General features: G+C 69.2%; 31 protein-coding genes and 1 pseudogene. 14 read left to right on the forward strand and 18 right to left on the reverse strand.

What is annotated here, in order from left to right; all coding sequences use genetic code 11:
- Positions 1-23: 23 nt before the first annotated feature.
- Positions 24-1,070 carry an NAD(P)-dependent alcohol dehydrogenase gene (locus ABZY89_RS25700; protein WP_355231799.1) on the forward strand — a complete coding sequence of 349 codons (1,047 nt, stop codon included), beginning with the start codon at positions 24-26 and terminating at the stop codon, positions 1,068-1,070.
- 64 nt (positions 1,071-1,134) lie between these two features.
- On the opposite strand, the gene ABZY89_RS25705 is transcribed toward ABZY89_RS25700, so the two are convergent.
- Positions 1,135-1,923, reverse strand: a complete 789-nt coding sequence (locus ABZY89_RS25705) for a pentapeptide repeat-containing protein (protein ID WP_355231801.1) — start codon at positions 1,921-1,923, stop codon at positions 1,135-1,137.
- A gap of 29 nt (positions 1,924-1,952) precedes the next feature.
- Positions 1,953-2,633: an SGNH/GDSL hydrolase family protein gene (locus tag ABZY89_RS25710; RefSeq protein WP_355231803.1), complete on the reverse strand. Its 681-nt coding sequence runs from the start codon at positions 2,631-2,633 to the stop codon at positions 1,953-1,955.
- A gap of 99 nt (positions 2,634-2,732) precedes the next feature.
- Here ABZY89_RS25710 and ABZY89_RS25715 point away from each other — a divergent pair, with 99 nt between their 5' ends.
- Positions 2,733-3,338, forward strand: a complete 606-nt coding sequence (locus ABZY89_RS25715; protein ID WP_355231805.1) for a TetR family transcriptional regulator — start codon at positions 2,733-2,735, stop codon at positions 3,336-3,338.
- On the opposite strand, the gene ABZY89_RS25720 is transcribed toward ABZY89_RS25715, so the two are convergent.
- From ABZY89_RS25720 to ABZY89_RS25730, 3 genes are all read right to left on the reverse strand, one after another.
- Entirely contained in the window at positions 3,319-3,957 is a 639-nt protein-coding gene (locus tag ABZY89_RS25720; protein ID WP_355231807.1) for a helix-turn-helix domain-containing protein, read from the reverse strand. The two genes, ABZY89_RS25715 and ABZY89_RS25720, sit on opposite strands and share 20 nt — an antisense overlap.
- Positions 3,958-3,964: 7 nt before the next feature.
- The gene (locus ABZY89_RS25725; RefSeq protein WP_355231809.1) at positions 3,965-4,636 is read right to left on the reverse strand and encodes an enoyl-CoA hydratase-related protein; all 672 of its coding nucleotides are present in this window, start codon (positions 4,634-4,636) and stop codon (positions 3,965-3,967) included.
- A 99-nt stretch (positions 4,637-4,735) separates the two neighbouring features.
- On the reverse strand, positions 4,736-5,599 hold the full coding sequence (locus ABZY89_RS25730) for an SDR family oxidoreductase (protein ID WP_355231811.1): 864 nt from the start codon (positions 5,597-5,599) through the stop codon (positions 4,736-4,738).
- A 141-nt stretch (positions 5,600-5,740) separates the two neighbouring features.
- Between ABZY89_RS25730 and ABZY89_RS25735 the strand changes: the two genes are divergently transcribed.
- From ABZY89_RS25735 to ABZY89_RS25745, 3 genes are read left to right on the forward strand one after another with little or no spacing between them, the layout of a single operon-like run.
- On the forward strand, positions 5,741-6,610 hold the full coding sequence (locus ABZY89_RS25735; RefSeq protein ID WP_355231812.1) for a helix-turn-helix transcriptional regulator: 870 nt from the start codon (positions 5,741-5,743) through the stop codon (positions 6,608-6,610).
- Between the two features lie 10 nt (positions 6,611-6,620).
- Positions 6,621-7,004 carry a pyridoxamine 5'-phosphate oxidase gene (locus tag ABZY89_RS25740; RefSeq protein ID WP_355231814.1) on the forward strand — a complete coding sequence of 128 codons (384 nt, stop codon included), beginning with the start codon at positions 6,621-6,623 and terminating at the stop codon, positions 7,002-7,004.
- 9 nt (positions 7,005-7,013) lie between these two features.
- Positions 7,014-7,925 carry an NAD(P)H-binding protein gene (locus ABZY89_RS25745; RefSeq protein WP_355231816.1) on the forward strand — a complete coding sequence of 304 codons (912 nt, stop codon included), beginning with the start codon at positions 7,014-7,016 and terminating at the stop codon, positions 7,923-7,925.
- Positions 7,926-7,929: 4 nt separating this feature from the next.
- Here the strand turns inward: ABZY89_RS25745 and ABZY89_RS25750 are convergent, their stop codons facing one another.
- Together ABZY89_RS25750 and ABZY89_RS25755 are read right to left on the reverse strand one after the other, a co-directional pair.
- Positions 7,930-8,640: a type II CAAX endopeptidase family protein gene (locus ABZY89_RS25750; RefSeq protein ID WP_355231818.1), complete on the reverse strand. Its 711-nt coding sequence runs from the start codon at positions 8,638-8,640 to the stop codon at positions 7,930-7,932.
- 43 nt (positions 8,641-8,683) lie between these two features.
- The gene (locus ABZY89_RS25755) at positions 8,684-9,661 is read right to left on the reverse strand and encodes a cyclase family protein (protein WP_355231819.1); all 978 of its coding nucleotides are present in this window, start codon (positions 9,659-9,661) and stop codon (positions 8,684-8,686) included.
- A 97-nt stretch (positions 9,662-9,758) separates the two neighbouring features.
- Between ABZY89_RS25755 and ABZY89_RS25760 the strand changes: the two genes are divergently transcribed.
- Positions 9,759-10,400 carry a methyltransferase domain-containing protein gene (locus tag ABZY89_RS25760; RefSeq protein WP_355231821.1) on the forward strand — a complete coding sequence of 214 codons (642 nt, stop codon included), beginning with the start codon at positions 9,759-9,761 and terminating at the stop codon, positions 10,398-10,400.
- A 75-nt stretch (positions 10,401-10,475) separates the two neighbouring features.
- On the forward strand, positions 10,476-10,916 hold the full coding sequence (locus tag ABZY89_RS25765) for a hypothetical protein (protein WP_355231822.1): 441 nt from the start codon (positions 10,476-10,478) through the stop codon (positions 10,914-10,916).
- Here ABZY89_RS25765 and ABZY89_RS25770 read toward each other — a convergent pair.
- Both ABZY89_RS25770 and ABZY89_RS25775 read right to left on the reverse strand, forming a co-directional pair.
- Complete coding sequence (locus ABZY89_RS25770) at positions 10,913-11,260, reverse strand: hypothetical protein (RefSeq protein ID WP_355231824.1); 348 nt, start codon at positions 11,258-11,260, stop codon at positions 10,913-10,915. The genes ABZY89_RS25765 and ABZY89_RS25770 overlap by 4 nt on opposite strands.
- Positions 11,261-11,299: 39 nt before the next feature.
- A complete protein-coding gene (locus ABZY89_RS25775; RefSeq protein ID WP_355231846.1) occupies positions 11,300-11,788 on the reverse strand; it encodes a DUF1992 domain-containing protein in 489 nt (162 codons plus the stop codon).
- An 87-nt stretch (positions 11,789-11,875) separates the two neighbouring features.
- Here ABZY89_RS25775 and ABZY89_RS25780 point away from each other — a divergent pair, with 87 nt between their 5' ends.
- The 4 genes from ABZY89_RS25780 (at position 11,876) to ABZY89_RS25795 (ending at position 16,235) form a co-directional block, all read left to right on the forward strand.
- On the forward strand, positions 11,876-12,472 hold the full coding sequence (locus ABZY89_RS25780) for a TetR/AcrR family transcriptional regulator (protein ID WP_355231826.1): 597 nt from the start codon (positions 11,876-11,878) through the stop codon (positions 12,470-12,472).
- 55 nt (positions 12,473-12,527) lie between these two features.
- The gene (locus ABZY89_RS25785; protein ID WP_355231828.1) at positions 12,528-15,260 is read left to right on the forward strand and encodes an AAA family ATPase; all 2,733 of its coding nucleotides are present in this window, start codon (positions 12,528-12,530) and stop codon (positions 15,258-15,260) included.
- 126 nt (positions 15,261-15,386) lie between these two features.
- Positions 15,387-15,755, forward strand: a complete 369-nt coding sequence (locus tag ABZY89_RS25790; protein ID WP_355231829.1) for a YciI family protein — start codon at positions 15,387-15,389, stop codon at positions 15,753-15,755.
- A 111-nt stretch (positions 15,756-15,866) separates the two neighbouring features.
- Positions 15,867-16,235, forward strand: coding sequence for a cupin domain-containing protein (locus ABZY89_RS25795; protein ID WP_355231831.1), 369 nt, complete (start codon positions 15,867-15,869; stop codon positions 16,233-16,235).
- Positions 16,236-16,289: 54 nt separating this feature from the next.
- Here ABZY89_RS25795 and ABZY89_RS25800 read toward each other — a convergent pair whose 3' ends face one another.
- The 3 genes from ABZY89_RS25800 to ABZY89_RS25810 all read right to left on the reverse strand — a co-directional run bounded on the left by ABZY89_RS25800 (position 16,290) and on the right by ABZY89_RS25810 (position 18,478).
- Positions 16,290-16,670: a hypothetical protein gene (locus ABZY89_RS25800; RefSeq protein WP_355231833.1), complete on the reverse strand. Its 381-nt coding sequence runs from the start codon at positions 16,668-16,670 to the stop codon at positions 16,290-16,292.
- 45 nt (positions 16,671-16,715) lie between these two features.
- Entirely contained in the window at positions 16,716-17,621 is a 906-nt protein-coding gene (locus ABZY89_RS25805) for an RNA polymerase sigma-70 factor (protein WP_355231835.1), read from the reverse strand.
- A gap of 98 nt (positions 17,622-17,719) precedes the next feature.
- Positions 17,720-18,478, reverse strand: coding sequence for an SDR family oxidoreductase (locus ABZY89_RS25810; protein WP_355231837.1), 759 nt, complete (start codon positions 18,476-18,478; stop codon positions 17,720-17,722).
- Positions 18,479-18,665: 187 nt separating this feature from the next.
- Between ABZY89_RS25810 and ABZY89_RS25815 the strand changes: the two genes are divergently transcribed.
- The gene (locus ABZY89_RS25815) at positions 18,666-19,712 is read left to right on the forward strand and encodes a ferritin-like protein (RefSeq protein WP_355231839.1); all 1,047 of its coding nucleotides are present in this window, start codon (positions 18,666-18,668) and stop codon (positions 19,710-19,712) included.
- A gap of 29 nt (positions 19,713-19,741) precedes the next feature.
- Here ABZY89_RS25815 and dnaB read toward each other — a convergent pair whose 3' ends face one another.
- Positions 19,742-21,172 (reverse strand): replicative DNA helicase, encoded by a 1,431-nt coding sequence (gene dnaB, locus ABZY89_RS25820; protein WP_350665421.1) that lies wholly within the window; start codon positions 21,170-21,172, stop codon positions 19,742-19,744.
- Between the two features lie 470 nt (positions 21,173-21,642).
- Here dnaB and ABZY89_RS25825 point away from each other — a divergent pair, with 470 nt between their 5' ends.
- The gene (locus tag ABZY89_RS25825; protein WP_355231840.1) at positions 21,643-22,998 is read left to right on the forward strand and encodes an MATE family efflux transporter; all 1,356 of its coding nucleotides are present in this window, start codon (positions 21,643-21,645) and stop codon (positions 22,996-22,998) included.
- A 70-nt stretch (positions 22,999-23,068) separates the two neighbouring features.
- Positions 23,069-23,644 (forward strand): DinB family protein, encoded by a 576-nt coding sequence (locus ABZY89_RS25830; RefSeq protein WP_355231842.1) that lies wholly within the window; start codon positions 23,069-23,071, stop codon positions 23,642-23,644.
- 168 nt (positions 23,645-23,812) lie between these two features.
- Here ABZY89_RS25830 and rplI read toward each other — a convergent pair whose 3' ends face one another.
- From rplI to ABZY89_RS25855, 5 genes and pseudogenes are all read right to left on the reverse strand, one after another.
- Positions 23,813-24,265: a 50S ribosomal protein L9 gene (rplI, locus tag ABZY89_RS25835; protein ID WP_141801967.1), complete on the reverse strand. Its 453-nt coding sequence runs from the start codon at positions 24,263-24,265 to the stop codon at positions 23,813-23,815.
- Between the two features lie 11 nt (positions 24,266-24,276).
- Positions 24,277-24,513, reverse strand: a complete 237-nt coding sequence (gene rpsR / locus ABZY89_RS25840; RefSeq protein ID WP_008355445.1) for a 30S ribosomal protein S18 — start codon at positions 24,511-24,513, stop codon at positions 24,277-24,279.
- Between the two features lie 97 nt (positions 24,514-24,610).
- On the reverse strand, positions 24,611-25,210 hold the full coding sequence (locus tag ABZY89_RS25845) for a single-stranded DNA-binding protein (protein ID WP_355231844.1): 600 nt from the start codon (positions 25,208-25,210) through the stop codon (positions 24,611-24,613).
- Between the two features lie 125 nt (positions 25,211-25,335).
- Complete coding sequence (gene rpsF, locus ABZY89_RS25850; protein ID WP_091044123.1) at positions 25,336-25,623, reverse strand: 30S ribosomal protein S6; 288 nt, start codon at positions 25,621-25,623, stop codon at positions 25,336-25,338.
- Positions 25,624-25,726: 103 nt separating this feature from the next.
- Positions 25,727-26,173: pseudogene (locus ABZY89_RS25855) on the reverse strand (ATPase P); the annotation flags it as partial.

Below are 26,173 nucleotides of genomic sequence, written 5' to 3' on the forward strand. Positions count from 1 at the left end.
ATCTCAGACTCAGGAGAACCCCCATGCGCGTCAACGCGTACGCAGCACCTTCCGCCGGCGAGCCGCTGGCCCCGATCACCATCGAGCGCCGTGAGGTGGGCGCCAACGACGTCCTCATCGCGATCGAGTACGCCGGCATCTGCCACTCCGACATCCACACCGTCAACGGTGACTGGGGCCCGCAGCCGTTCCCGGTCGTCCCGGGCCACGAGATCGTCGGCCGCGTCACCGAGGTCGGCTCGTCGGTCACCAACCACAAGGTCGGCGACCGTGTCGGCGTCGGCTGCTTCGTGAACTCGTGCCGCGAGTGCGACAACTGCCGCAACGGCGATGAGCAGCACTGCTCGACCCCGGGCGGCGGCGTCGGGACGTACGCCGCGAAGGACCGCGACGGTTCGTTCACCCAGGGCGGCTACTCGACCCACGTCGTCGTCGACGCCCACTTCGCGCTCAAGGTGCCCGAGGGCATGGATGCGGCGGTCGCGACGCCGCTGCTCTGCGCCGGCATCACGACGTACGCGCCCCTGAAGAAGTGGGGCGCCGGCCCGGGCAAGAAGGTCGCGATCGTCGGCCTCGGCGGCCTCGGCCACATGGGCGTCCAGATCGCCCACGCGATGGGCGCCGAGGTCACCGTGCTCTCGCAGTCGCTGAAGAAGCAGGAGGACGGGCTGCGGCTCGGCGCGGACCACTACTTCGCGACCTCCGACCCGGCGACGTTCGAGCAGCTGGCCAGCTCGTTCGACCTGATCGTGAACACCGTCAGCGCGAAGATCGACCTGGACGCCTACCTCGGCCTGCTCGCCGTGGACGGCACCATGGTCAACGTCGGCGCCCCCGCGGAGCCGCTGAGCGTCAACGTGTTCTCGCTGATCACCAACCGGCGCAACTTCGCCGGCTCGATGATCGGCGGCATCGAGCTGACCCAGGAGATGCTCGACTTCTGCGCCGAGCACGGCATCGGCTCCGAGGTCGAGGTGATCTCGGCGGAGCAGATCAACGAGGCGTACGCGCGGGTCCTGGCCTCCGACGTGCGCTACCGCTTCGTGATCGACACGGCCACGCTGGCCTGATCTTCACGACCACGCGAGAGCGGCAGCCGGATCCAGGTCCGGCTGCCGCTCTCGCCATTTCGGCTTATCCCCAGTGCGCGGGGCGGGCGAGGCCGTCCGGCAGGCGCGTGCTCGCGTCTCCACGCGTGGCGTTGACCTGCGCCTGGCCGAGGAAGAGCGCTCGGGACAGGTCCGCACCGGCGACCGCGGCATCGCGGAGGTCGGCGCCGAGCAGGTCGGCATCGGCCAGGTCCACACCGCGCAGGTCGACGGAGATCAGGAGAGCGCTCCGGAGATCGGCGCGCCGCAGGTCTCGCCGGCGCAGGTCCCGGCCGACGAGGTCGGCACCGCTCAGCGCCGGGCCGGCGGGGCGGCGTACCTCCCCACTCACCTGCCGGAGCGCATTCCCGACGACCGTGCGGAGCGCGGGAACGTCGGTGGCGAGGACCTGCTCGGCAGCGCCGGCCGTTGCCGCGGACACCAGCTCGGTCGCCTCGGAGAGGTCGGTCGCGGTGCCGCGCCAGGCCGCCTCCTCGAGCAGGGCCAGCATCTCGTGGAGCTGCCGCATCACGTCGAAGACGTCGAACATGCTCTGCCGCAGGTCTGGCTCCGTACGCCAGTCCGCGCCGCCGAAGGTCACCTGGGTGACCTGCTGACCGGCGCCGGAGCACTCGAAGACCGTGCATCCGTTGTAGCCGCGGTCGCGCAGCCGGTCGTGGATCCCGCACCCGAAGTCGGGGCCGAGGTGACGGCACGGATCGCCGGCCGCCTTGTCCTCGGGGAAGTCCGCCGAGCGGGTGAAGGACAGCGCGACGCAGCACAGGCCGGCGCAGCGGGAGCAGTCCGAGCGGTACGCGGAGTCGGGGCGGGTCACCTCCTCATCCTCCCGCAGCCGCACGTCGGTCAGGCGAGCGCGTCGACGATGGCCGCGAAGGCGACCGCGTGGCCGCGAGCGTTGCCGTGGATGCGGTCGCGGGCGTAGATGTCCGGGTCGGCCGCCAGCGGGTGGTGATGGGTGTCGATGTGGATGCCGCCCAGGCTCCGGGTGATCTCGGCGGTGATCCGGTCGAGGGTGTCGAAGCGCTGGGCCATGTCCGCGGCGTCCTCGGCCCGCACCAGCCCGGACCGAGCGAGGTCGAAGAGCCCGACGGTGAGAATGACGGCGCCGCTCTCGGCCAGCGGCACCAGGAGCAGCTCGAGCTCCTCGCGCAGCCGGTCCGGATCGTACGGATTGAAGGCGTCGTTCCCGCCCGCGCTGACGAGCACCGCATCGGGGGCGAAGGCCAGGGCCGGCTCGAGCTGCACCTCCCGGATCTCGGAGACGGTCAGGTACGGGACGGCGAGATTCACCGCCTCGAAGCCGGGGCGAGTGCTCGCCAGCGCGCTCACCAGGCGCTCGGCGAAGGACTCGTCGCGGTAGCCGTCGAGCGGGCCGCGCACGCCGGCGGTGACGCTGTCGCCCAGCACGGCGAGCCGTTGCCAGGGCAGGTGGCGGAGCCGTTCGGTGGCGGTCTCGGGGTCGGTGCAGTAGGGATCTGCTGCCTCCAGGTCGAAGCGGTCGGGCAGCTCGCGGATCTCGGTCATCGGCGTCTCCTTCGTGGTCTGGTTGGCGGACGCTCGATCAGATTAAGCGCACGATCGTACGTTATGCAATAGCGATCGTTCGTGCGCTAAACTCGGCGCATGGCAGGACGTGCATCCGCGCAGGCGGCACTCGAGACCCGACGAAGCGTGGTCAAGGCAGCCGCCGACCTCGCGTCGGTCGAGGGCCTGGACAGCGTGACGATCGGGCGGCTGGCCGAGATCGTCCGGATGAGCAAGTCGGGGGTGATCGGCCAGTTCCGCACCAAGGAGGCACTTCAGCTGGAGACGGTCGAGCTGGTCTTCTCCGACTTCCGCACCCGGGTCTGGGAGACGGTCAAGCGGTTCCCGCGCGGTCTCCCCCGGCTCCTGGCGGCATGCGACGCCTGGACGGAGTACGCCGCCGACCCCGGCTACCCCGGCGGATGCCTGATGACCCAGGTGACCTACGACTACGACGGGCGCGACGGCGCCGTCCACGAGCGACTGCTCCAGGGCCGCAACCAGTGGCGCGAGACGCTACGAGCCGATCTCACCACCGCTGTCGAGGCCGGTGATCTGCCCGAGGACACCGACATCGAGTCGGTCGTGTTCGGAATCGAGTCGCTCGCCTCGTTCATCACCCCGGCCCGCCTCCTCCACGGCGACACCCGGGCCGCCGACCGCGCCTACCAGGGCATGCGGCGGATCATCGGGGTCCCGGAGTAGGTCCGGCCGGTGGCGCGGCCGCGATGCCGCGGACCGCATGCTCCAGGGCGTGCCGAGCAAGCGGGTCGGTGATGCGGTCGGCGTTCAGCAGCAGTGCCCCAGGCAGGGTGACGACGCAGTGGCGCACGATCGTGACCGCGGGACGGTCGTGCCGCTCCCACAGCGCGGAGGCGAGCGCGACGAGGAGCGCACCGAGCTCCTTCTGGAGCCCGAGCAACTGCGTACGTCCCTCCGCGTCGAGCTCCGAGGTCAGCAGATCGTCCGCGGTCGCAGCCAGCAGAAGCCGGGCGCCGTCCTCGTTGTCCTTCGCGTACGCGGCGGGGGCGAGCGCGGCTGCGACGAGCGCCGCGGTCGCATCGCCCTCGCGCGTCGCATCGCCCTCGCGCATCGCCTCCGCCACACGGTCGCGCTGGAACGTGAGGAAGCGGCCGGCCTCCTCGGCCCAGACCCGGACCAGGAGGCCGTCGCGGGACCCGAACGCGTGGTAGACCGCTCCGTTGGACGCACCCGACGCCGCGCTCAGCGCTCGGATCGTCAGGCCGTCGACGCCTCGCCCGATCCAGAGATCCCGGGCATGCGCCAGAAGGTCGTCGACGTCGTACTGCCGTGGACGTCCCATACCGCGATCAGGCAGGGTCGTCGTTGCCGGCGCCGAGCGCCGTGACGACATCCGCGAACATCCGGGCCTTGATCGTGCCGAGGGTGGCGCGGTCCTTGCCCGCCAGATCGCGCACGAAGCCGGCGGCCGCCTCGAACAGCTTCTCCGACGAAGCGGTGGCGTCGACGATGCCCACCGCCGTCCCGTCAGCTCCACCGTAGCGGCGCCCGGTCGCCATCGCGTCGAGCGCCGTGCGCGGGGTCAGCTTGCTTGTGACGAGGGCATTCATCCCCACGGTGAAGGGGATGTGGATGTCGACCTCGGGGAAGCAGAAGTAGCCGCGGTCCTCACGCATCACGCGGTAGTCGTGCGCCATCGCCAGCATGGCGCCCGCGCCGAACGCGTGTCCGTTGACCGCGGCGACCGTCGGAACCGGCAACGTGAGGATGCGGGCGAAGAGGTCCTCGACCCGGGCGACGTACGTGTCGTGCTGGTCGAGGTTCTGCCCCAGCCACTCCAGGTCGAGCCCGTTCGAGTAGAACTTGCCGCCACCGATCGTGACCAGCACCGCCGGTTCGGTCGTCGACTCGATCTGGTCGAGGGCAGAGCCGACCGCCTCGAGCCAGTCGGGCGAGAAGCGGTTCTCGCCGTCCCCGAGGTCGAGTGTCCATACCGGTCCGTCGCTGGAGATGGTGACCATGCTGCTGCTCCTTAAAGTCGTGACCGGCGTCGGCACCGGGCCGTTGGCCACCGAGAGTAACAGAGCAGTGCTCCAAAAAGCGTGGCTCGGTGACGCACGTCACCCGATCTCGTGGGCGAGACTGGTGGAGAGGTCGAGGTGTGCGTGAGCCTGCTCCTGCAACGTACGAGCCTTGGTCTCGAACGTCTCGACGGCGTCGGCACCGGCAGCGAAGCGCAGCGGCGGCTCGTCGAGAGCCGCCAGCTGAACGAGCGCGGCGCCGAGCTTCGCGGGATCACCGCCCTGCTTGCCGTCCATGCCTCGCCAGGCTTCCACGGTCGCGGCCGAGCGGTCGGCGTAGTCCGCGATCGACGGCACGGCGTAATGGGTGGACTGCGGGGTGAGCAGCTCGGTGCGGAAGAAGCCGGGCTCGACGAGCATGGTCCGGATCCCGAACGGAGCGATCTCCGGGCCGAGAGCCTCCATGAACCCCTCGACACCGAACTTCGAGGCGGCGTACGCGGTGAGGAAGTCACCCGCCGGAGCGATGCCGGCCGTCGAGGAGATCGTCATCACCAGGCCGTCCCGCTGCAGCCGGAGCTGAGGCAGCGCGGCTCGGATGAGGTTGATCGGGCCGTACAGCGTGGTCTCGATCTGGGAGCGGAACGCCTCGGGCGTCATCTCCTCGAAGAAGCCGGCCTGGAAGCTGCCGGCGTTGTTGACCAGTACGTCGAGACGGCCGAATCGCTCGACCGCCTCCTGGACTGCGGCCTCGGCCGCTGCCGGGTCGGTGACGTCGAGGGCGACGGGCAACAGATCGTCGTGCTCGCCCAACGCCCCGGTGACGCTCTTCGGGTTCCGGGCGGTGGCGACCACTGCGTGCCCGGCGGCGAGGGCCGCGCGGGTGATGTCGACGCCCAGGCCGCGGCCCGCACCCGTCACGAGCCAGACGTTCTTCTCGGTCTTCTCTGTCTTCTCAGTCATGCGCTTTCCTTCTCGTTCGTCGGCGCCCTGGTGGGCGCCACCTATCACTGAACCAGCACGGAAGGGTCGCAAGAAGGCCCGCTCGGTGGGGTCACCGGCAGTGACCCTCACGCGGGCTCGAAGGCTCCTACAGTGGAGGGCATGACCTCCGACGTGCCCAGTCGCCGCGATGCGGCGCGAGCCGAGATCCGGGAGTTCCTGAGCACGCGTCGTGCTCGGATCACACCTGATCAGGCGGGTCTTCCGAGCTACGGAGGCGAGCGGCGGCGAGTGCCCGGCCTGCGCCGCGAGGAGGCCGCGCTCCTCGTCGGGGTCTCGCCGCAGTACTACATCCGGCTGGAGCGCGGCGATGCCACCGGGGTCTCGGAGAGCGTCGTCGACGGCATCGCCCAGGCACTCGAGCTCGACGAGGCCGAGCGCGCGCATCTGATGGACCTGATCCGCACCGCGGGCGGTCCGGCGCAGGTCGCCAGGCGCCGCCGGTCCACGGCGCCCCGGAGCGTACGTCCGACGATCGAGCGGTTGGTGGACTCCATGAACGGCGTGCCGGCCATGGTGCTCAACGCGCACCTCGACGTGTTGGCCATCAATTCGCTGGGGCGAGCGGTGTTCTCTCCGTGGTACGCGTCCGGCGAGCCGGTGAACACCGCCCGGATGGTGTTCCTCGAGGAGACCGCCGGCACCTTCTTCCGCGAGTGGGGAAACGCCGCCGACGACACCGTCGCCCTGCTGCGCGCGGAGGCAGGCCGCAACCCCTACGACCGCGATCTCTCCGATCTGGTGGGCGAGCTCAGCACCCGCAGCGAAGAGTTCCGGGTGCGCTGGGCTGCGCATGACGTACGCATCCACACGACCGGGGTGAAGAAGCTGCACCATCCCGTGGTCGGCGACCTCGACCTGCCGTTCGAGTCGCTCTCCGTCGATCCGGGCAGCAGCACCAACCTGGTGACGTACGTCCCCGAACCCGGCTCGTCGACGGAAGCAGCTCTCGCGGTCCTCGCCGCGAACTAGGGTGAGAGACATGAGCATCCCGGTCGCGTTGCCCGATCTCGCCTCGACCCTCGACCGGTTCGGCAGCGGTTTCCTGCTGACCACCGCGGGCGAGCGGATCAAGGTCGTGGTCGTGGACCCGGTCGTCGAGGGCTCGACGCTGCGGATCTCGGATCCCGGCGGCGGCACCCGTGCGAACCTGGCCACCAATCCGGTGCTCACCCTGACGTACGCCCCGCTCACGCCGCGCGACCACGCGCTGATCGTCGACGGCACCGGCCGCGTCGAGGGGTCCGACGTCCTGGTGACGCCGACCGGTGCCGTGTTGCATCGGCCGGCATCGCACGCTTCCGGGCCGGTCTCCGAGGACGGTTGCGGGCAGGACTGCCGACCGGTCGACTCGCCGCGTCCGTAGGCTCGACCCATGGAGACCTCGCCCACCGTGCTCGTCACCGGCGCGACCGGCTTCATCGGTCGGCGGCTGGTCGCGGAGCTGACCCGAACCGGCACCACGGTGCGCGCGATGACCCGGCGCCCGGACGACTACGACGGCCCCGGTGAGCCGGTGGGTGCCGACGTCGACGACCCGAGCACCCTGTCGGCCGCGCTCGACGGGGTCGACGTGGCGGTCTATCTGGTGCACTCGCTCGATCACGACGACTTCGAGGAGCGCGACGCCCGGGCCGCACGGTCCTTCGGAGCCGCCGCGGCTCGGGCCGGGGTGCGCCAGATCGTCTACCTCGGCGGCCTCGGCGACGATGACGGGAACCTCTCTCCCCACCTGCGCTCTCGCCGCGAGGTCGAGGCCCTGCTCGGCGAGGCCGGCGTCCCGGTCACGGTGCTGCGGGCCGCGATCGTCGTCGGCCACGGCGGCGTCTCCTGGGAGCTGACCCGGCAGCTGGTCAAGAACCTCCCCGCCATGGTCGTGCCGAGGTGGACCGCCACCCGGACCCAGCCCATCGCCGTCGACGACGTGATCCGCTACCTCGCGGGTGTCATCGACAACGAGGACGCGTTCGGTGAGGTCTTCGAGATCGGCGGTCCCGAGGCGATGACCTACGTCGACATGCTGACCGTCGCCTCCGAGGTGGCCACCGGCCGAACGATCCCCGTCGTCCCGGTGCCGGTGCTGACACCGCGACTGTCGTCGTACTGGCTGGCGCTGGTGACCGATGTCGACCTGACCACAGGGCGCAACCTGATCGACTCGATGACCACCGAGGTGGTCGCGCAGGACCGGCGCATCCTCGAGGTCGTGCCCGGCGAGCCGTTGCCCTACCGCGAGGCCGTGCGACGTGCCCTGGCCGAGCGGCTGGCTGAGGGCAAGGGCGTCTGAGACCTCAGCCGAAGAGCAGCGGCAGCGCCAGCAGCATCGACAGCGACCACGCACAGTGGGTGAGGATCGGCGCGAGTACGCCGCCGGACGCACGCCGCTCGAGGCCGACCACGACCCCGAGCAGGATCGCGGCGAAGGCCAGCATCACGTTGCCGGTCGCGAGCGTCGCGATCACATAGGCCACCGACGTCCAGACGACCGGATGGCGAGGTAGGGCGGCGTAGACCGCACCGCGGAAGAACAGCTCCTCCGCCACCCCGTTGACGGCCGTCACCACGACCAGGATCGGGAGCGAGCCCTGGTCGGCGAAGTCGAGCACCGAGCGCACCTGCCGGTCCAGCCACGGGATCTCGCGCACGACGAGACCGCCGATCACGAAGATCCCGGCCAGACCGAGGCCGAGCAGGATCGGCGGCAGCACCGGACGTACGAGCCGCCGTCTGTCCTCGGCGTCCTGCCGGCGCCAGGTGCCGATCCGTCCCAGGTGCAGCGGCCCGGACGCGAAGGCGCCGACGGCCCAGACACCGGCCAGGGCGAAGGTCGCCGGATAGAACCAGACGCTGCCCGGCTCGATGCGGAGCGATACGCCGAGCACCAACGCACCGAGCACCACGAATCCGACCGTGACCGCCTGGCGGCGCCGCAAGCCGGCGTCGCTCTGACGGTGATCGCGCGGCACGACGTCCCACAAGGACCTGCGCACCCAGCTGCGCACGGCACTCCCCTCGCTCCGGTGCTGCGTTCCCGTCCAACGTACGTCAGATGATCGCGACTGCGTTCGCCGGTGAGCCGGTCGCGCCGGTGACGTTGAGCGGCTTGACGCTGAGGAAGGCCTCCCACCGCTGCAGCGCGTCCATCCGGCGTGCCAACGGCCCGAGCCGCCACAGCTCACCGAGCGGCATACCGAGCTTGGCCAGGAACTCCTGGTGCATCATGCCGCGGTCGTTCGGCGCCGACTGGACGAAGGGCGAGCCGGGCACGGCCGGCAGGCACTCGACCGCGAAGGTGTCCGCCGCGAGCAGGGCGAGACCGGAGTCCCAGGCCCAGTCGAGCACCTCCTCGCTCTGCTCGATCCCCGTGGCGCGACCGAGGGCATGCTGAGCCAGCTTCTGCTCGGCAGTCAGCTCGAGGAACCACTCGCACCACCCGGTGTGGAGCATGACGATGTCGCCGGCACGCAGCTCGATCGCCTGCGCGGTGAGAGCCTGGTCGATGTAGTCGTACGGGATCGGCTGGCCGGCCTCGTGGTCGAGAGTCTCATCGCGCCGGGCGAGCAGGCCGGCGATGTCCACCAGGACTCCCCGGCTGACGATGGGTCGGTCGGCCCAGACCTGGATGCCGATCTCCTCGGTCCCCGGGATGATCAGCTCGTCGGCGGTCTCGCCGTAGAACCCGACGTCGTCGGCGCGCCGGTGCCGCAGCCCGTCGACCTGGGTCGAGGACTGGAGGTAGTAGCCGCCGAGATAGTCGGCGCGGTGAGCCGGGTCGTTGCCGTAGATGACGTGCTCGGCCGGCTTCTCGGTGCTGGACATCCCGGGCATGAATGCGTCGATCGGGTAGTCCAGCCCATAGGTCTCGCCCAGCTGGACGAGTTCGGCCGCGGCCACCACGCACTGCTCGTCCGCGAACGACGGCGTACCGCGCCACGGGTCTTCAAAGAGCTCCCAGGAAGTGCCCCGTAGCGATCCGGGCCGGTCGTGGAGCTCGGCCCTGCTCGGGCGGTCATGCGTGGTCATGGTGGTGTCCGTTCGTCTCTCAGACCGGCTGGCTGCCGTGCCCCCACGCGGCTCGCCTCAGTATCTCGCGCTTCGCCGTGCCCTAGAGTCATTTTCGATGCCCGACAACTGGCTGAACGAGACCCGCGAGTCGTACGACACCGATGCCGCCGGCTACGCCGAGAAGGTACGCGGCCTGCTGGACGATCGTCCGTACCTCCGCGCCGGCCTGGCGGTGTTCGCCGAGGCTGTGCGCGATGGCGGGCCGGTGGCCGATGTCGGCTGTGGCCCGGGGTACGTCACCCGGCATCTGCACGACCTCGGCGTCGACGCGTTCGGGATCGACCTCTCCCCCGAGATGATCACCATCGCCCGGCAGGACCATCCCGATCTCGGGTTCGAGGTCGGGTCGATGACCGATCTGCCGCTGGCGGACCGGTCTCTCGGCGGCGTACTCGCCTTCTGGTCCGTCATCCATATCCCCGACGCGGCGGTGCCCGGAGTGTTCGAGGAGTTCCGGCGGGTGCTGCGGCCCGGCGGTTCGGTGCTGGTCGGCTTCCACGTCGGCGACGAGACTCAGCGTTCGACCACCGGCTACACCGGGCGCGCGATCAACGTCGACACCCATCGCCGTACGCCCGAGCAGATCTCCCAACGGCTGCGCGAGGCCGGGTTCAGCATCGAGGCCGAGCTCCTCATGCGACCCGACGACGAGGTCCCGGGCGCGATCGTCTTCGCCCGGAAACCTCTCCCCGACTGATCAGGAACGAAGAAGCGTAGGGAGCCTCTGCCTCCTTAGGCTCGTCTCAACGGACCCGATAGGAAGGAAAGACCGATGGCGAAGAGCACCACGTTCACCGAGGAAGAGAAGGCCGCCATGAAGGAGGCCGCCGCCGAGCGCCGGACGGCCGCCAAGCGTGGGACCGGCAGCAAGAAGGCCGCGGCCGACCTCGCGGACTGCCTCGAGAAGATCGAGGCCATGGACGACAACGACCGCGCGATCGGCGAGACGCTCCACCGGATCGTCACCACGCACGCGGCCGACCTCGCCCCGAAGACCTGGTACGGCATGCCCGCCTACGCCAACTCCGACGGCAAGGTCGTGGTCTTCTACAAGTGCGCCGGGAAGTTCAAGATGCGCTACGCCGAGGTCGGCTTCCAGGAGTGGGCGAACCTCGACGACGGCGACATCTGGCCGACCGTATTCGCCGTCACGTCGATGACCCCGGCCGTCGAGAAGAAGCTCACCGAGCTGGTGAAGCGGGCGGTCCGCTAGCCGGCGTGATGCTCGCGGTAGCGCCGGTAGAGCCGCTCCAGGAACCCTTCGAGCTCGGCGGCCATCTCCTCGTCCAACGTGGGAAAGGAGAAGGTCGCCTTGCCCGTACGCCGCTTGCGGAAGGCCTCCGATGAGCCCTCGAGCGCATCCGGCCAGGTGTCGACAGCGATCGCGTAGAGGCTCACCTTCTGCGCGCTCCGCTTGACCGCCGCGAAGTAGTCATGGGCGCCCGCCCCGGGCCAGCGCAACGACGGCATCCCGTAGATCGTCGCGTCCTCGAGCTCGTTGCGGTAACGGGCGAGGAGCGCCCAGATCCGGTCTTCGACGGCATCGAGGTCGGCCATTGAGCGAGCGTACCGAACGCATCGCGCTCGCCGAGGCGCTCAGCGGCGACGGAAGAGCCGGAACCGACGGCTTCGCCGACCATCCGCGCCTGCCGGTTCGCGAGGTCTCCTCGCTCGCGCCGCGCGGCGGGCGGCCCATTCGGCCACCGTGGTGTCGGGGTCGCGTGGCATCGTGATCAGCGGCGGCCCCGCCGGGGGTTCATATCGGGCGCGGATCACTTGTGCGTTGAAGTCGTCGATCTCGCGACGTACGGCCTTCTCGTCTGCCAGCTGATCCAGGCGCCCGTCCAGTGCGGCGTCATCCTTGCGGAGCTGGATCGACGGCGGAAGCAGCACAACGTGCTCACGCTCGATGAGGCTCCTGATCCACCACTCCGGGTCGTGCTGGTCCGGTAGGTCGATCGGCTCACCGCTGCCGGGCAGGTCGTCGAAGTCGCCGCGGGCGATCGCCTTGCGGACCTGGAAGTCGGCGAGCAGAGCGACCGCGACGGCGTCGTCGATCGCGAAGGCGTACGGGTCGTGGTGCATCACCTTTGGTCACCTCCACTCCATCGACTGCGGATATAAGTCACCTGTATTATGTCACGCGTATTGAAACGACGAAGGGGACAGGCGATGCCGAAGCAGGTCGACCACCGCGAGCGACGAGAAGCGATCGCGCATGCGCTGTGGCGGGTGGTCGAACAACAGGGCTGGCCCCGAGCGACCATGCGCGAGGTCGCCCGCGAAGCCGATGTCTCTCTCGGGCAGCTTCAGCACTACTTCTCGTCCCGGACCGCGATGCTGACGTTCGCGATGGAGTTCGCAGCTGAACAGACCTCAGAGCGGGTCGCGCGCGGGCTGACGGGTCTCGACCAGCCGCCACACCCCCGGGACGTACTGCGGGTGGTGCTCACCGAGATGCTCCCGCTGCATCCCGATGCGCGCGCCACCAGCCGGATGAACGCCGCGTACGTCCTCGAGGCGCTGCACGACCCCGAGCTGCGCGAGATGGCCGGCGTCGGCCTGCGCGAGGGTCGTGACATGGTCGAGCGTCTCATCCGAGAGGCGATGGCCGATGGACACATCTCCGCCGACCGCAACCTTGCGATCGAGACGGACCTCATCCTCTCGCTGACCGGATTCACACCGCTGCTGGAGCTCGGCGTCGTCACATCCGAGGCCGCGCTCGCGGCCATCGACCAGCACCTGGACCGGCTCTTCACGCCATGAGCGGATCGGCGAATATCGGTGTTTCCGGCTGGGTTGGTCTCATTAGGGTGGCCTCATGCTCGTAGGCCGGGACGAGGAGAAGCAGCAGGTCGATCGGCTTCTGACGGAGACCTGCAAGGAGCACGGTGGTGCCCTCACGGTGCGCGGAGAGCCGGGCATCGGCAAGTCGGTCCTGCTCGACTACGCGGTCTCGGTCGCGAAGCAGCAGGGGATGGCAGTGGTTCGGGGCACGGGAGTCGAGTCCGATGCCAAGCTGGTCTACGGCGGCCTGCACCAGCTGCTCTACCCGCACCTCGACCGCGTGGAGACGCTGCCGGCACCGCAGGCCGCGGCGTTGCGGGTCGCTCTGGGCCTGGCTGAGGGGGACGAGGCGAACCACTTCCTGGTCTCGGCCGGGACGCTGGGCCTGCTCGCCGACCTCGCGGAAGAGGCGCCGCTGCTCTGCGTCGTCGACGACCTCCAGTGGATCGACCAGGAGTCGGTGGCGGCTCTTCTCTTCGCGGCCCGTCGACTGAGTGCCGATCGCGTCGCCATGCTGTTCGCCGTACGCGAGGCCTCCTTGCCGTTCGAGACCCCGAGCATCGATGTGCTGCACCTCCAGCGGCTGAACGCCGACGATGCCGGCCGGCTGCTCGACGCGCGTACGCCGAGGTTGGCCGATCCGCTGCGAGCCCGGGTGATCGAGGAGTCCCACGGCAACCCGTTGGCGATCCTCGAGCTCAGCTCGGCCAACGACGACGTCCTCGATCACGCCGAGGCGGCCGGACGCGTCGGCGCTCTGCCGGTGGCGCACCGGGTCCAGGACGTGTTCCGCCGGCAGATCGCAGCGCTGCCCGTGGACACCCGTCGCGCACTCCTGGTGGTTGCCGCGGACGCGGGGGCACCGCTGACGACGATGCTGCGCGTCATCGAGGACCTGGGCGGCGCCGCCGTCGATCTGGAGCCGGCCGAGCGGGCCGCCCTGATCCAGATCGGGAGCAAGGTGACCTTTCAGCACCCGTTGGTGCGCGCGGCGGCCTACCAGGGCGAGCCCCTGCACCGGCGGATCGAGGTGCACCACGCGTACGCCGCGGTCCTCTCCGCCGCTACCGACGCAGACCGTCGCGTCTGGCACCTGGCCGCAGCCACGACCGCTCCTGACGAAGCCGTCGCCGCCGAGCTCGAGGCCGCCGCCGAGCGGTCACGGCGACGTGGTGCTGCGATGGCGGTGTCGGCGGCCTTCGAGCGAGCTGGGCGACTCAGCGTCGGCCAGCAGTCGATGGGCCGGCGCATCGCGGGAGCCGCGCAGGCCGCCTTCGACGCCGGCAAACCCGATCGGGCCTCCAGGTTGGCCGCAGAAGCCCTGGCGTTGGCGACGGACCCGGGTGTCCGGGCCGAGGCCATCTATGTCCGAGGCGCCGTGGCGTACGAGCGAGCGTCGCCACGGACCGATGCGGAGCTGACCATCGAAGCGGCCACGCTCGTCCGCGAGACCGATCCCGAGCGCGCCGCGCTCACCCTGTACGAGGCGGTCCACGCCGCTCGCCACGGCGCCGCCCACGATCTCCTGGATCAGGCTGCCGAGCTGATGCGTGACCTGACCCCGCCACCGCACTGGGCACCGGTGGTCGATGCTCTCGTCGGCTGGGCGGAGCTGTTCGCCGGCCGCCCGGACCTGGCCGTCGGACCGATGCGTGCCCTCCAAGCGGCCGGTGGCGGCGAGGAGGCCAGCCTGATGCGCCGGATGACCGCCGGTATCGGCGGACTCCTGATCGGTGACGAGGACGACGTCGTCGCCGAGATGGAGGAGCTGCTGGCGCAGGTCCGCGCGTCGGGTGCGCTGGCGTGGGTGCCGTACGCACTCAACTCGCTCGCGCTGGCCAGGCTGCAGCGCGGGGAGTTCGCCGATGCGCACGCGTGCGTCGCCGAGGGCGTCGAGATCGCGGACGAGCTCGGCAACTCGACCGAGAGTCTGGCGCACCGGTCGATCGAGGTCTGGCTGCACGCAGTACGGGGTGAGGAGGACCGCTGCCGCGATCTCGCCGCGCGGGTGCTGCCTGAGGCGCGGACCCGTCATCGGGTCAACGCTGAGCTGGCGGGCTGGGGCATGGCCATGCTCGACCTCTCGGCTCGCCGGTTCGGCGCCGCTCTCGATGGTCTCGACGAGGTCTGCCGTGGACCCGCCCGCCGAGATGTGGTCAGGCGGGCCGTCCCCGACCTCGTGGAGGCTGCCGCCCGTAGCGACGCACCGGACCGGTGCCGGGAAGCGCTGACGGAGTTCGCGCGCTGGGCAGAGCACGTGGACCGTCCGGTCACCACCGGCCTCCTCCTGCGGTCTCGCGCACTCCTGACCGACGACGCCGAAGCCGACGGGCTGTACGCCGAGGCGCTGCGACTCCACGAAGCGCACGCAGGGCCGTACGATCTCGCCCGCACTCGCTTGGTCTACGGCGAGTGGCTGCGCCGGCGCAGGCGCCGTACCGAGGCGCGAGCCCGTCTCGAGGCCGCGAGCTCGGAGTTCGACCGCTTGGGCGCGCGGCTGTGGGCTGAGCGCGCCCGTAGCGAGCTGACCGCGCTGGGTGGAGCTCGGGAGGAGCAGCGCGCCGGCGGTCCGCTCACCCTGCTCACCCCTCAGGAGTGGCAGATCGTCCAGCTGGCTGCGGCCGGGCACACCAACAAGGAGATCGCCGCCAAGCTCTACCTCAGCCCCCGCACGGTCGGCCACCACCTCTACAAGGCCTATCCGAAGCTGGGGGTCACGGCCCGCAGCGAGCTGGCCAAGCTCACCAGCTCCGATGCCTCCGGCTGACCCTCCACCGGTCATCGGCCCCAGAGATCAGTCATCGTGACTGATGCGCCGTCTCGCTCACTCTCCTTAGCGTTCTCCACAGGGATTCAGCCCAAGAAACGTTCGCACCACTCAAGGAGAGTCACCATGACGCAGTACTTCCTCAGCCTCCCCCACGACTCCAGCGAGGAGCCGACCATGGAGAACATCGACCCCGCCGAACTGGAGAAGCTCATCGCGGAGGTCGACGCGTTCAACACCGCGCTCCAGGACACCGGAGCCTTCCTCTTCGCCGGCGGCCTCCAGCCGCCCTCGAGCGCGACCACCGTCGACGCCACCTCCGACAGCCCCACGTTCACCCCCGGCCCGTTCGTCAAGGCCGACGAGTACCTCGGTGGGTTCTGGATCATCGAGGCCGACAACGACGACGACGCTATCGAGTGGACGAAGCGGGCTTCGCGGGCGCTGGGCAGCCGGGTGGAGGTACGCGCCCTCCAGGAAGCGCCGGCGAGCTGAACCAGCCACCTGCGCCACGCGGCCGGTCCCCGTGGGTGTCGCGGAGCCGGGAGTCACAGACCGCCTCGCTGTCCGGTCTAACGAATGCACCGTTCATCGAGGAGGACTCCCATGTCACTGACCGTGCTTCAGGAAGCGAAACCGCCCTTCATCCCGGAGGGGGCGCACGCGATGACGATCGTCATCGAGTACCCGCCGGGCGACCCCGGCACCCCGCCGCACCGCCACCCCGGACCGGCCTTCGGCTACGTACTGGAGGGCGAGATGGTGTTCGAGCTCGAGGGCGAGCCGCCGCGGGTCGTCCGTGCCGGCGAGGCTTTCTGGGAGCCCGGTGGCGACGTCATCCACTACCAGGACGGCAACAGCCGCGACGACATCCCGGTGCGGTTCACCGTCACGATGCTCTGCGAACCGGGCAAGCCGATGCTCGAGTTCGTGTCCGAGCAAGAACTCCAGGCGAAGGGATGGTCGCGGAGCTGAACTGACCGGAGCTGAACTGACCGGGCCCGTACGGCACACGCCGTACGGGCCCGGTCAGCTGCGATGCCAGTCGCCCAGCTTGGCCGGGTTGACCACGATCCACAGCGTCGCGATCTCATACCCGGCCGTCTCCGCGCCGATGACCGCGACAGCACGAGAGCCATGGCGCAGGACCAGCCCGGCGCGGCCGTTGACGGACTCGACGGCCAGGTCGACACCGGCCTGCCCGCACAGCGTCGTGACCAAATGGGCGACCTCCGCCTGACCGTGCAGAGGCTCGTCAGGGCCGGGTACGAGTCCGCCGGCGTCGCAGGTGCCGACGACCTCGACGCCCAGGACGGCGGTGAGTGCGGTGACGTCTCCCCCGCCACAGGCTTCGGCGAACCTGCGGACGACCACGTCGTGCCGATCGAGCGGACCCCAGGATGTACGCACATCGTGCCCCGTTCTCTCGCGGTCGCAGGTGTGTCCATCGGCGACTCAGCCTGCGGCGGACACGCCCATGTTCTTGTCGGGGTTGACCAGCCAGAGCACCTGATAGATGCCTTCGGCGGTGGCGCCGACGGTGACCAGGCCGTACGCGGAGCCGTCGCGGACGAGTACGGCGGACGTCTGTCCGTTCGTGGTCGTCCAGCGCACCTCGACGCCGTCCCAGAACCAGGTGGAGATCGCCTTGAGGAACTTCGCCACCCGCTCCGCGCCGACGAGCGGCGTACGGGCGATACCGGTCCGGCCGTTGCCGTCGGACAGGCTGGTCACGTCCGGCGTGAAGAGCCGCTCCAACGCGGTCAGGTCGCCGGCGCGGGCAGCGGTGAGGAACGTGGTCAGCAGCTCCTGCTGCTCCTCCGCGGCCACCGGCGCCCGCCGCTCGCTGGCGATGTGCTTGCGTGCCCGGCTGACCAGCTGACGTACGGCTGGTTCGGTCGAGGACAGGATGTCCGCGATCTGCGCGTAGGAGTATTCGAAGGCTTCTCGCAGGACGTAGGCGGCGCGTTCGCTCGGGGTGAGCTTCTCCATCAGCAGCAGGGAGGCGAACTGCAGAGCCTCGGCCCGCTCGGCACCCAGGTACGGGTCCGCCCCGGTGTCAACCGGTTCGGGCAGCCACGGCCCGATGTAGGTCTCGCGCCGTTTCCACGCCGACTGGAGGACGTTGATGGCCAGCCGGGTGGTGGTGGTCGCCAAGAACGCCTCCGGGTTGACCACCGTGGACCGGTCGTACGCCTGCCAGCGCAGCCACACGTCCTGCACGAGGTCCTCGGCCTCGGTGACGCTGCTGAGCATGCGATACGCGATCCCGAACAGGCGCGGCCGCACCTGCGTGAAGACAGCGGTGGCCGCCTCGAGATCCTCCGCGTCACCGAGCTCACGCACCTCGGAATCCGTCATCCCACGCCCCCACCGTCGTCCCTCGATCGCCGTCCGGCACCAGCCAAACTCTAGAGGCTCTCAGAGTGCTGCCGCACGACGATCGTGATCGCTCATGGTCACTTCGCCGGCGGCGGGTTCAGCGGCAGCCAGTCGGCGAATCGGGTGTCCGACAGCTGCGCGTCCGGGCCCGGCAGGAGCATGTCCTTGTCCAGCACGGCACCGAAGTAGCGCGCCTCCGGGTCGGCGACGACCTCACGGGCGTCACCGCGGGAGCTCAGCCCGGTGCGGATCAGCTCGTCGAGACCGAACTGCTCGGGGCCGGCCACCTCGACGGTGCCGTTCAGCGGCGTACCCACGGAGACTCGGCCAACCGCGGCGGCCACGTCCTCGCCTGCGATGGGCTGGATCCGCGCATCCGACAGACGGACCGTGTTTCCCTCGGTGGCCGCTTGGGCGATGCTGCCCACGAACTCGAAGAACTGCGTGGCGTGCACGATCGAGTACGGCCGTCCGGACTCCTTGATCAGCCTCTCCTGCTCGATCTTCGCGCGGAAGTAGCCGCTCTCCGCGAGACGCTCGGTGCCGACCACCGACAAGGCCACGTGGTGTCCGACCCCAGCCTTCTCCTCGGCGGCGAGGAGGTTCCCGGTGGACGTACGGAAGAAGTCCAGCACGGCATCGTCGGCGAACGAAGGTGAGTTCGAGACGTCTACCAGGACGTCAGCGCCCTCCAGCACCTCGGCCAGCCCTTCGCCGGTCAGGGTGTTCACGCCCGAGTCGGGTGACGCGGGCACCGCTTCGTGGCCGTGCTCGGCCAGCTTCCGGACGAGCTTCGAGCCGATCAGGCCAGTTCCGCCGATCACGACGATCTTCATGGTGTTCCTTCCATCTCGCGTCCCGGCCGATCCGGAACGTCGCTCATCAGTCAGGACCGGACAGGCCTGCGGTTTGTGACAGAAGGTCCGACGGCGGATGCGATCACCCGTCGCCGGACCTCTGTCACAAACCGAGGGCTGGTCCGGTCCTGATTGCAGACACCGACCTGACGAACCGAGGTACGCAATGGACACCCCAGGCGCCCACGCCATCGACACGATCGACGATCTCCGCCGCCACCTGCAGTGGGCGATCGAGCTCGAGCACGCGACGATTCCTCCCTACCTGTGCGCGCTCTACTCCCTGGACCCGGCCCGCAACCCCGAGGCCGCCCAGGTCGTGGGCACGGTCCTTGCCGAGGAGATGATCCATCTGGCGCTGGCCGCGAACCTGCTCAACGCCGTCGGCGGCTCTCCCAAGCTGGACGCACCGGAGCTGCTTCCGGCGTACCCGCATCCGCTGCCTCACGGCGACCGATCCGTCCACGTCCATCTCGTCCCGTTCGGCCCCGAAGCGCTCGACCTGTTCCTACGCATTGAGCAGCCGGCGTCGGTCGACGCGCCTCCGCAGGGTGACGAGTATCAGACGATCGGGCAGTTCTACGCCGCCATCGAGGCCGGCCTGCGCACCCTGTGCGACCAGCTGGGCGAGGAGAACGTGTTCAGCGGCGACCCGGCCCGGCAGATCGGCGAGCTCCACCTCCGGGGCGGAGGCGGCGGGGTGCTGCCGGTCGTCGACCTGAAATCCGCGTCGGCCGCGCTGGCGGAGATCGTCGAGCAGGGCGAGGGCGCCGCGCGTACGAACGTGTGGGACGGCGACCGCGACGTCTTCCACCCCGACCGGGACGAGGTCGCGCACTACTACAGGTTCCAGGAGCTCCGCCTAGGCCGCCGCTACCAGACCGGCGACACACCGCAGTCCGGGCCGACCGGCAAGGAGATCGCCATCGACTTCGACGGTGTCCTGCCGATGCGGCCCAACCCGCGTACCGCCGACTATCCGGAGGGCAGCCCCATCCGCGTCGCCCAGGAGGAGTTCAACCAGACCTACAGCCTGGTTCTGTACCTGCTCGAGCAGGCCTTCAATGGCGATCCCAGCCAGATGCAGGACGCCGTCGGCGCCATGTTCGGGCTCCGCAAGCAGGCGATGGCGCTGATGAAGATGCCGACCGGCGACGGGAAGACCACCGCCGGTCCGACCTTCGAGTACGTGCCACTCGAGCAACGGAACTGAAGCGCGGCTCTGGCGAGTCCTCGCCCGAGTCAGTGGGCCATGTCGACGAAGCGGCTGTAGTGGCCCTGGAAGGCGACGACGAGGTCGCGGGTGGGGCCGTTACGGTGCTTGGCGATGATCACGTCGGCCTCGCCGGGGCGGGTCGACTCCTTCTCGTAGACGTCGTCGCGGTGGAGGAGGACGACCATGTCGGCGTCCTGCTCCAGCGAGCCTGACTCACGGAGGTCGGAGACGGCCGGGCGCTTGTCGGCGCGCTGCTCGGAACCACGGTTGAGCTGGGACAGCGCGATGATCGGGACCTCGAGCTCCTTGGCCAGCAGCTTGATCTGGCGGGAGAACTCGGAGACCTCGAGCTGACGGGACTCGACCTTCTTGCCGGAGCTCATCAGCTGGAGGTAGTCGATCACGATGAGCCGGAGATCGTGGCGCTGCTTGAGCCTTCGGGCCTTGCTCCGGATCTCCATCATCGTCATGTTGGGGCTGTCGTCGATGAACATCGGCGCGCTGGAGACCTCGCCCATCTTGCGGGCCAGCTTGTTCCAGTCGTCGTCGGACATGTTGCCGTTGCGGATGTGGTTGAGCGGCACCTTGGCCTCGGCGCTCAGGAGACGCATGGTGATCTCGGAGCGGCTCATCTCCAGGCTGAAGAAGACGCTGGTCAGGTTGTTGTGGATCGAGGCCGCGCGGCAGAAGTCCAAGGCGAGGGTTGACTTGCCCATAGCCGGACGAGCCGCGACGATGATCATCTGCCCGCCGTGGAAGCCGTTGGTGAGCTCATCGAAGTCGGCGAAGCCGGTGGGTACGCCGTAGAGACCGGCCTCGCGGTTGGAGATCGCCTCGATCTCGTCGAGGACGCCGTCCATGATGTCGGCGAGCGGGGAGTAGTCCTCACCCGAGCGCTTGTCGGTGAGCTTGAAGACCTCGGCCTGGGCCTCGTCGACGATGTTGTCGACCTCGCCCTCGCCGGCGTAGCCGATCTGCACGATCTTGGTGCCGGCCTCGACCAGGCGGCGCAGGACCGACTTCTCGCGGACGATCTCGCCGTAGTAGCCCGCGTTGGCGGCGATCGGGACGTTGGAGGCAAGAGTGTGCAGGTAAGGGGCCCCACCGATGCGCTCCAACTCAGCCTTGCGGCGCAGCTCGTCGGCGACGGTGACCATGTCGGCGGGCTCGCCGCGACCGTAGAGGTCGATGATCGCGTCGTAGATGGTCTCGTGCGTCGGGCGGTAGAAGTCGGTGCCCCGCAGAGTCTCGGAGACGTCGGCGATGGCGTCCTTCGAGATCAGCATCGAGCCGAGGACAGCCTGCTCGGCTGCCATGTCCTGCGGTGGCGTGCGGTCGTTGACCGCGCGCGGGGCGTTGCCCGGTTCGTACGCCGCTGGGCCGTCGCCCCACTCCTCGAACGGCGGCTCCGGGAAGTCGCCCGGACCGCCCATCGAGCCGGTCTCAGTGACGCTCATTCCCTTGCCCTCCGTGGTCTGCGGATCGTCGCGGCGTGACCTCGGTCGATTCGGTCCCACGCTACGGGCGGGCACCGACAGTTCTGCTCGCGCAGTCCTGGGCCGACCCTCGACGACACCCTCAAGTCTCTGCGACCTTACGTCGCATCCCACATCGGCGACAGCAGGTTATCCACAGGCCCTGGGGATAACCGGGGGATAGCGGTGGACGACACCCTGGTCAATGTGAACAGCCTGGGGAAGTGCCTGTGCATAACTGGTTCCGCAGGATCAGTAAAGTTGGTCTGACCTGCAACTTTACAATCCATAGGCTGTGGACGAAAGAAAGTCGGCCCCCCGCCGGGATTCTCCGCCGAGATCGTCGTACCCCCTTGGGCGTTTTGTCGACATAGCGCCGCAACGACGTTTTCCACAGGTTTTCCACCTGCCCTGAACAACGCCCCGCGCGGGCGGTGTTTAACCTTGAGACCGTGACGAGCCGGGCGGATGCGAAGAGCTACTCCAAGACCGACCGCCGAGGCCTCGACAAGGAGATCTGGCGGCTCGCGATCCCCGCCTTTCTGGCCCTCGTCGCCGAGCCGCTCTTCCTGCTGGCGGACTCTGCGATCGTCGGCCACCTCGGCACCCGCGAGCTCGCCGGCCTCGGCGTCGCGGGCGTCGTGCTCCAGACGATCGTCGGGCTCTGCGTCTTCCTCGCGTACGGCACCACAGCATCGGTCGCCCGCCGCATCGGCGCCGGCGACACCGCCGGCGCGCTCCGGCAGGGCATCGACGGGATCTGGCTCGCGGTGATCATCGGGGTCGTCGTCACGATCCCGGTGATGGTCCTGGCCGAGCCGCTCAGCCGGGCGGTCGGAGCGGGCGACGAGGTCGTCGGCCCCGCGACCACCTACCTCCGGATCGCCGTCCTCGGGGTGACACCGCTGCTGATGATGCTCGCGGCCACCGGCGTGCTCCGTGGCCTGCAGGACACCAAGACGCCGCTGGTCGCGGCGGTCGTGGCCAACGTACTCAACATCGTGCTCAACCTCGCCCTCGTCTACGGCGCCGGGCTCGGCATCGCCGGCTCAGCGATCGGCTCGGTGATCGCGCAGGTGCTGGCCGCCGGGATGCTGACGTACGTCGTGGTGCGGGCCGCCCGCGGCCAAGGCGTACCGCTGCGCCCGGATGCGCCCGGGATCCGGGCCTCCGCGCGGGCCGGCGTGGCCCTCGTGGTCCGAACGCTGACGCTGCGTATGGCGCTGCTGGTCACGACGTACGCCGTCACCCACCTCGCCGTCGGCGACCAGGCCGTCGCCCTGGCGACCCACCAGATCGCCTTCACGCTGTGGACGTTCCTGGCGTTCGTGCTCGACGCGATCGCGATCGCCGCACAGGCGCTGACCGGGCGGTCCCTGGGGGCCGGCGACACCCGAGAGACCCGGGCCATCACGGCCCGGATGGTGTGGTGGGGCGTGGTGATCGGAGTCGTGGCCGGCGTACTCCTGGCTGCTCTCTCCCCGTTCCTCGGCGCACTCTTCACCGAGGACCAGGCGGTGCGGGAGCTGTTGGTCCCGGTGGTGATCGTGGCGGCGATCGCGCAGCCGATCGCGGGCGTCGTCTTCGTGCTCGACGGGGTGCTCATCGGTGCCGGCGACGGACGCTATCTGGCCTGGGGTGGGGTCTGGACCCTCGTCGCCTATGTCCCCCTCGTCGCGCTGGCCGTTGCCCTCGGCGGTGGGCTGGTGTGGGTGTGGATCACCTTCGCGGTCGGCTTCATGGGCGCCCGCTTCGTGGTCCTGACGCTGCGTGCGCGCAGCGACCGCTGGCTGGTCACCGGCGCCTGAGCCCGGTTTCCAGGCATCGGTCCCACATACTCACTTGTGCCCCGGCCCGGACGCAGGCCAAGGTCATCCCATGGCGACCGACCCGAAGACCACCTTGAAGACGTACATCGACGCTCGCCGCGAGGCGCTGATCTCCAAGGTCGAGGGCCTCTCGGAGCGGGAGGCGCGACTGCCGCGTACGCCGACCGGCACCAACCTTCTCGGCATCATCAAGCACGTCACCGGGGTCGAGGCCGTCTATCTCGGGGCGACGTTCGGGCGCCCGTTCCCGCATCCCGGGGAGCTGATCTCGGAGGAGCAGTGGGACATCGACCCGCAGGCGGACTGGTACGCCACCGAGGACGAGACGATCGAGGGCATCATCGACCTCTACCGTCGGGTCATCGCCCACGGTGACGAGACGATCGAGGCGCTGTCGCTGGACGCCATCGGGCATGTGCCGCACTGGGGCAACGAGGAAGTCACCCTGCACCAGATGCTGGTGCACCTCTTCGCCGACCTCGCCGGCCATGGCGGACAGGCCGACATCCTCCGCGAGGATGCCGACGGCGCCGTCGGCTGGCGCAAGTCGGGCGACAACATCCCGCCGGAGTACGACTGGACGGCGTACGTCGCGAAGCTGACCGACATCGCGAACAAGTTCTGACGCGAAGCGTCACCCAGGTCGGCCGAGGCGTCACTCGCGTCGGCCGAGATGGCATTCAGGTGACTGGTCGGGCGACCTGAGTGACGTCTCGGCCGACGTACCTGACGCCTCGGCGAAAACGAACAGGCCCGCCTCCCGGAGGAGGCGGGCCTGTGTGGAATCCCTAGATCAAGCGGGGACCACGTTGAGGGCCAGCTTGGCGGACACCTCGTCGTGGAGCTTGACGGAGACCTCGTGAGCACCGAGCGCCTTGATCGGGTTGCCCAGCGCGATGGTGCGCTTGTCGATCGACTCGCCGGTGGTCTCGGAGACCGCGGCGGCGATGTCGGCGGCGGTGACGGCGCCGTAGAGGCGGCCGTCCTTGCCGGAGCGGACCTTCACGTTGACCGTGTTGGCCTCGAGCTTGCCCTTGATCTCGGCGGCGTGAGCCTCGTCGCGCACGGAGCGAGCCGAGCGCGCAGCCTTGATCGAGTCGGCCTGCGACTCGGCGCCGCGGCTCCAACGGATGGCGTCGCCACGCGGGATCAGGTAGTTGCGGGCGTAGCCGTCCTTGACCTCGACGACGTCACCGGCGGAACCCAGCCCGGTGACCTCCTGCTGAAGGATGATCTTGGTAGCCATGTCGATCCTCCTCAGCGACCGGTGGAGGTGTAGGGCAGCAGAGCAACCTCGCGCGCGTTCTTGACGGCGATGGCCACGTCGCGCTGGTGCTGGACGCAGTTGCCGGTCACACGACGGGCGCGGATCTTGCCGCGGTCGGAGATGAACTTACGGAGGAGGGTGGCGTCCTTGTAGTCGACACCGGTCGCCTTCTCCTTGCAGAACTGGCAAACCTTCTTCTTAGGCTTGCGAATCACTGCCTTGGCCATTGTGGTGCTTCCTTTCTAGAAGCCCGGCCCCAGCCGCGGAGCGGCATCTGGGTTGAGTACCGGAATGGTTGAGGGATTCGGAATGTGGATCTGTTGATCAGAAGGGAGGCTCGTCGTTGCCCACGCCCGGGGTCGCCCACGGGTCGTTGGCCGGCGCGCCGCCGCCCGCGTTGGCGGGCTGCTGCGGAGCCGGCGAGGCCCACGGGTCGTTGCCACCGGCCGGAGCCTGCTGGCCACCGCCCTGGGGGCCGCCGTAGCCGCCGCCCTGGTTGTAGCCACCGCCGCCGCCACCTTGGTTGTAACCGCCGCCGCCACCCTGGCCGCCGGACTGGCGGCTGGCCTTGGTGACCTTCGCGGTCGCGTAGCGGAGCGAGGGACCGATCTCGTCGCACTCGAGCTCGAAGACAGTGCGCTTCTCGCCCTCACGCGTCTCGTAGGACCTCGACTTCAGGCGACCCTGAGCGACGACACGCATGCCGCGCTGCAGGGACTCGGCGACGTTCTCAGCAGCCTGGCGCCAGATCGAGCAGCGCAGGAAGAGGGTCTCCCCGTCCTCCCACGCGTTGGTCTGACGGTTGAAGCTGCTGGGCGTCGAAGCAATCGTGAAGTTGGCAACGGCTGCACCCGACGGCGTGAAGCGAAGCTCCGGGTCGTCGGTGAGGTTGCCGATCACGGTGATGACGGTGTCGCCTGCCATGAGATCTCCCTTGAGTCTGATCTGGGTGTCGGTGTCGGTTCAGGAGTTCCAAATAAATTTCGAACTGGCCGTGTGGGTCCCAACATAGGACCCCGCACCGACATTTTCCGACGGTGACATCCGCGTCACTTGGACGGACGGATGACCTTCGTACGCAGGATCTGCTCGTTGAGGCCAAGCTGGCGGTCGAGCTCCAGAACGGTCTTGGGCTCGGCGGTCAGGTTGACGACGGCGTAGATGCCCTCGGCGTTCTTGTTGACCTCATAGGCCAGACGACGGCGTCCCCAGACGTCAACGTTCTCGACGGTGCCACCATCAGTGGTGACGACCTTCAGGAACTTGTCAAGGGTCGGGGCGACGGTGCGCTCATCGAGGCTGGGCTCGAGGATCACCATTACTTCATAGGCGCGCATAGCGTTCTCCACCTCCTACGGACTCGGCGGCCATGGTCTCTCCATGGCAGGAGGGCTGATGCGATGTCCCATCTCCGTCTGTGGAGAGGGACGAGTCAGGGTATCAACCAGCGGTTTCGGTGGCCGAATCCACGGCCTCGACCGTGAACGGCACCGTGATCACCTCGCCGTCGCCGAGGCGGAACTGAGCCCAGAGGCGGTAGAGACCGGCCTTCGGTACGTCCAGGTGCAGCCCGAGCTCGGGCCCGAACGAGGCGCCGGGGACCGCCAGCTCGTCGCCTTCGGCGTGGCCGTGCACGAACGTCTCGCCGTCCGCACTCATGACCACGACGTGGCCGGCCGCGCCGAGGTAGGGCTGTAGATCGTCGACAACCTTCCCGGTGCTGTCCTCGAATCGGAAGTGCAGGTCGCTCTGCTGGTCGGCGACCGGCGTGCCCTCGAGCGTGACGGTGAGATTGTCGACAGTCGACGATCTCGGGCTCACCTCCAGCGGGACGGCCGGGAGTTGCGTACCTTCGACAGTGAGCTGCTGCCGGTCGAGCACGTCGGC

The organism is Nocardioides sp. NPDC006303, assembly GCF_040613175.1.
Lineage (GTDB): Bacteria > Actinomycetota > Actinomycetes > Propionibacteriales > Nocardioidaceae > Nocardioides.

Excerpts from the sequence above, each read along its gene's own strand:
- ABZY89_RS25700 (WP_355231799.1), top strand. The coding sequence starts at position 24 with ATGCGCGTCAACGCGTACGCAGCACCTTCCGCCGGCGAGCCGCTGGCC.
- ABZY89_RS25710 (WP_355231803.1), bottom strand. The coding sequence starts at position 2,633 with ATGACCGAGATCCGCGAGCTGCCCGACCGCTTCGACCTGGAGGCAGCA.
- ABZY89_RS25715 (WP_355231805.1), top strand. The coding sequence starts at position 2,733 with ATGGCAGGACGTGCATCCGCGCAGGCGGCACTCGAGACCCGACGAAGC.
- ABZY89_RS25720 (WP_355231807.1), bottom strand. The coding sequence starts at position 3,957 with ATGGGACGTCCACGGCAGTACGACGTCGACGACCTTCTGGCGCATGCC.
- ABZY89_RS25725 (WP_355231809.1), bottom strand. The coding sequence starts at position 4,636 with ATGGTCACCATCTCCAGCGACGGACCGGTATGGACACTCGACCTCGGG.
- ABZY89_RS25730 (WP_355231811.1), bottom strand. The coding sequence starts at position 5,599 with ATGACTGAGAAGACAGAGAAGACCGAGAAGAACGTCTGGCTCGTGACG.
- ABZY89_RS25735 (WP_355231812.1), top strand. The coding sequence starts at position 5,741 with ATGACCTCCGACGTGCCCAGTCGCCGCGATGCGGCGCGAGCCGAGATC.
- ABZY89_RS25740 (WP_355231814.1), top strand. The coding sequence starts at position 6,621 with ATGAGCATCCCGGTCGCGTTGCCCGATCTCGCCTCGACCCTCGACCGG.
- ABZY89_RS25745 (WP_355231816.1), top strand. The coding sequence starts at position 7,014 with ATGGAGACCTCGCCCACCGTGCTCGTCACCGGCGCGACCGGCTTCATC.
- ABZY89_RS25755 (WP_355231819.1), bottom strand. The coding sequence starts at position 9,661 with ATGACCACGCATGACCGCCCGAGCAGGGCCGAGCTCCACGACCGGCCC.
- ABZY89_RS25760 (WP_355231821.1), top strand. The coding sequence starts at position 9,759 with ATGCCCGACAACTGGCTGAACGAGACCCGCGAGTCGTACGACACCGAT.
- ABZY89_RS25765 (WP_355231822.1), top strand. The coding sequence starts at position 10,476 with ATGGCGAAGAGCACCACGTTCACCGAGGAAGAGAAGGCCGCCATGAAG.
- ABZY89_RS25770 (WP_355231824.1), bottom strand. The coding sequence starts at position 11,260 with ATGGCCGACCTCGATGCCGTCGAAGACCGGATCTGGGCGCTCCTCGCC.
- ABZY89_RS25775 (WP_355231846.1), bottom strand. The coding sequence starts at position 11,788 with ATGCACCACGACCCGTACGCCTTCGCGATCGACGACGCCGTCGCGGTC.
- ABZY89_RS25780 (WP_355231826.1), top strand. The coding sequence starts at position 11,876 with ATGCCGAAGCAGGTCGACCACCGCGAGCGACGAGAAGCGATCGCGCAT.
- ABZY89_RS25785 (WP_355231828.1), top strand. The coding sequence starts at position 12,528 with ATGCTCGTAGGCCGGGACGAGGAGAAGCAGCAGGTCGATCGGCTTCTG.
- ABZY89_RS25790 (WP_355231829.1), top strand. The coding sequence starts at position 15,387 with ATGACGCAGTACTTCCTCAGCCTCCCCCACGACTCCAGCGAGGAGCCG.
- ABZY89_RS25795 (WP_355231831.1), top strand. The coding sequence starts at position 15,867 with ATGTCACTGACCGTGCTTCAGGAAGCGAAACCGCCCTTCATCCCGGAG.
- ABZY89_RS25805 (WP_355231835.1), bottom strand. The coding sequence starts at position 17,621 with ATGACGGATTCCGAGGTGCGTGAGCTCGGTGACGCGGAGGATCTCGAG.
- ABZY89_RS25810 (WP_355231837.1), bottom strand. The coding sequence starts at position 18,478 with ATGAAGATCGTCGTGATCGGCGGAACTGGCCTGATCGGCTCGAAGCTC.
- ABZY89_RS25815 (WP_355231839.1), top strand. The coding sequence starts at position 18,666 with ATGGACACCCCAGGCGCCCACGCCATCGACACGATCGACGATCTCCGC.
- dnaB (WP_350665421.1), bottom strand. The coding sequence starts at position 21,172 with ATGAGCGTCACTGAGACCGGCTCGATGGGCGGTCCGGGCGACTTCCCG.
- ABZY89_RS25830 (WP_355231842.1), top strand. The coding sequence starts at position 23,069 with ATGGCGACCGACCCGAAGACCACCTTGAAGACGTACATCGACGCTCGC.
- rplI (WP_141801967.1), bottom strand. The coding sequence starts at position 24,265 with ATGGCTACCAAGATCATCCTTCAGCAGGAGGTCACCGGGCTGGGTTCC.
- rpsR (WP_008355445.1), bottom strand. The coding sequence starts at position 24,513 with ATGGCCAAGGCAGTGATTCGCAAGCCTAAGAAGAAGGTTTGCCAGTTC.
- ABZY89_RS25845 (WP_355231844.1), bottom strand. The coding sequence starts at position 25,210 with ATGGCAGGCGACACCGTCATCACCGTGATCGGCAACCTCACCGACGAC.
- rpsF (WP_091044123.1), bottom strand. The coding sequence starts at position 25,623 with ATGCGCGCCTATGAAGTAATGGTGATCCTCGAGCCCAGCCTCGATGAG.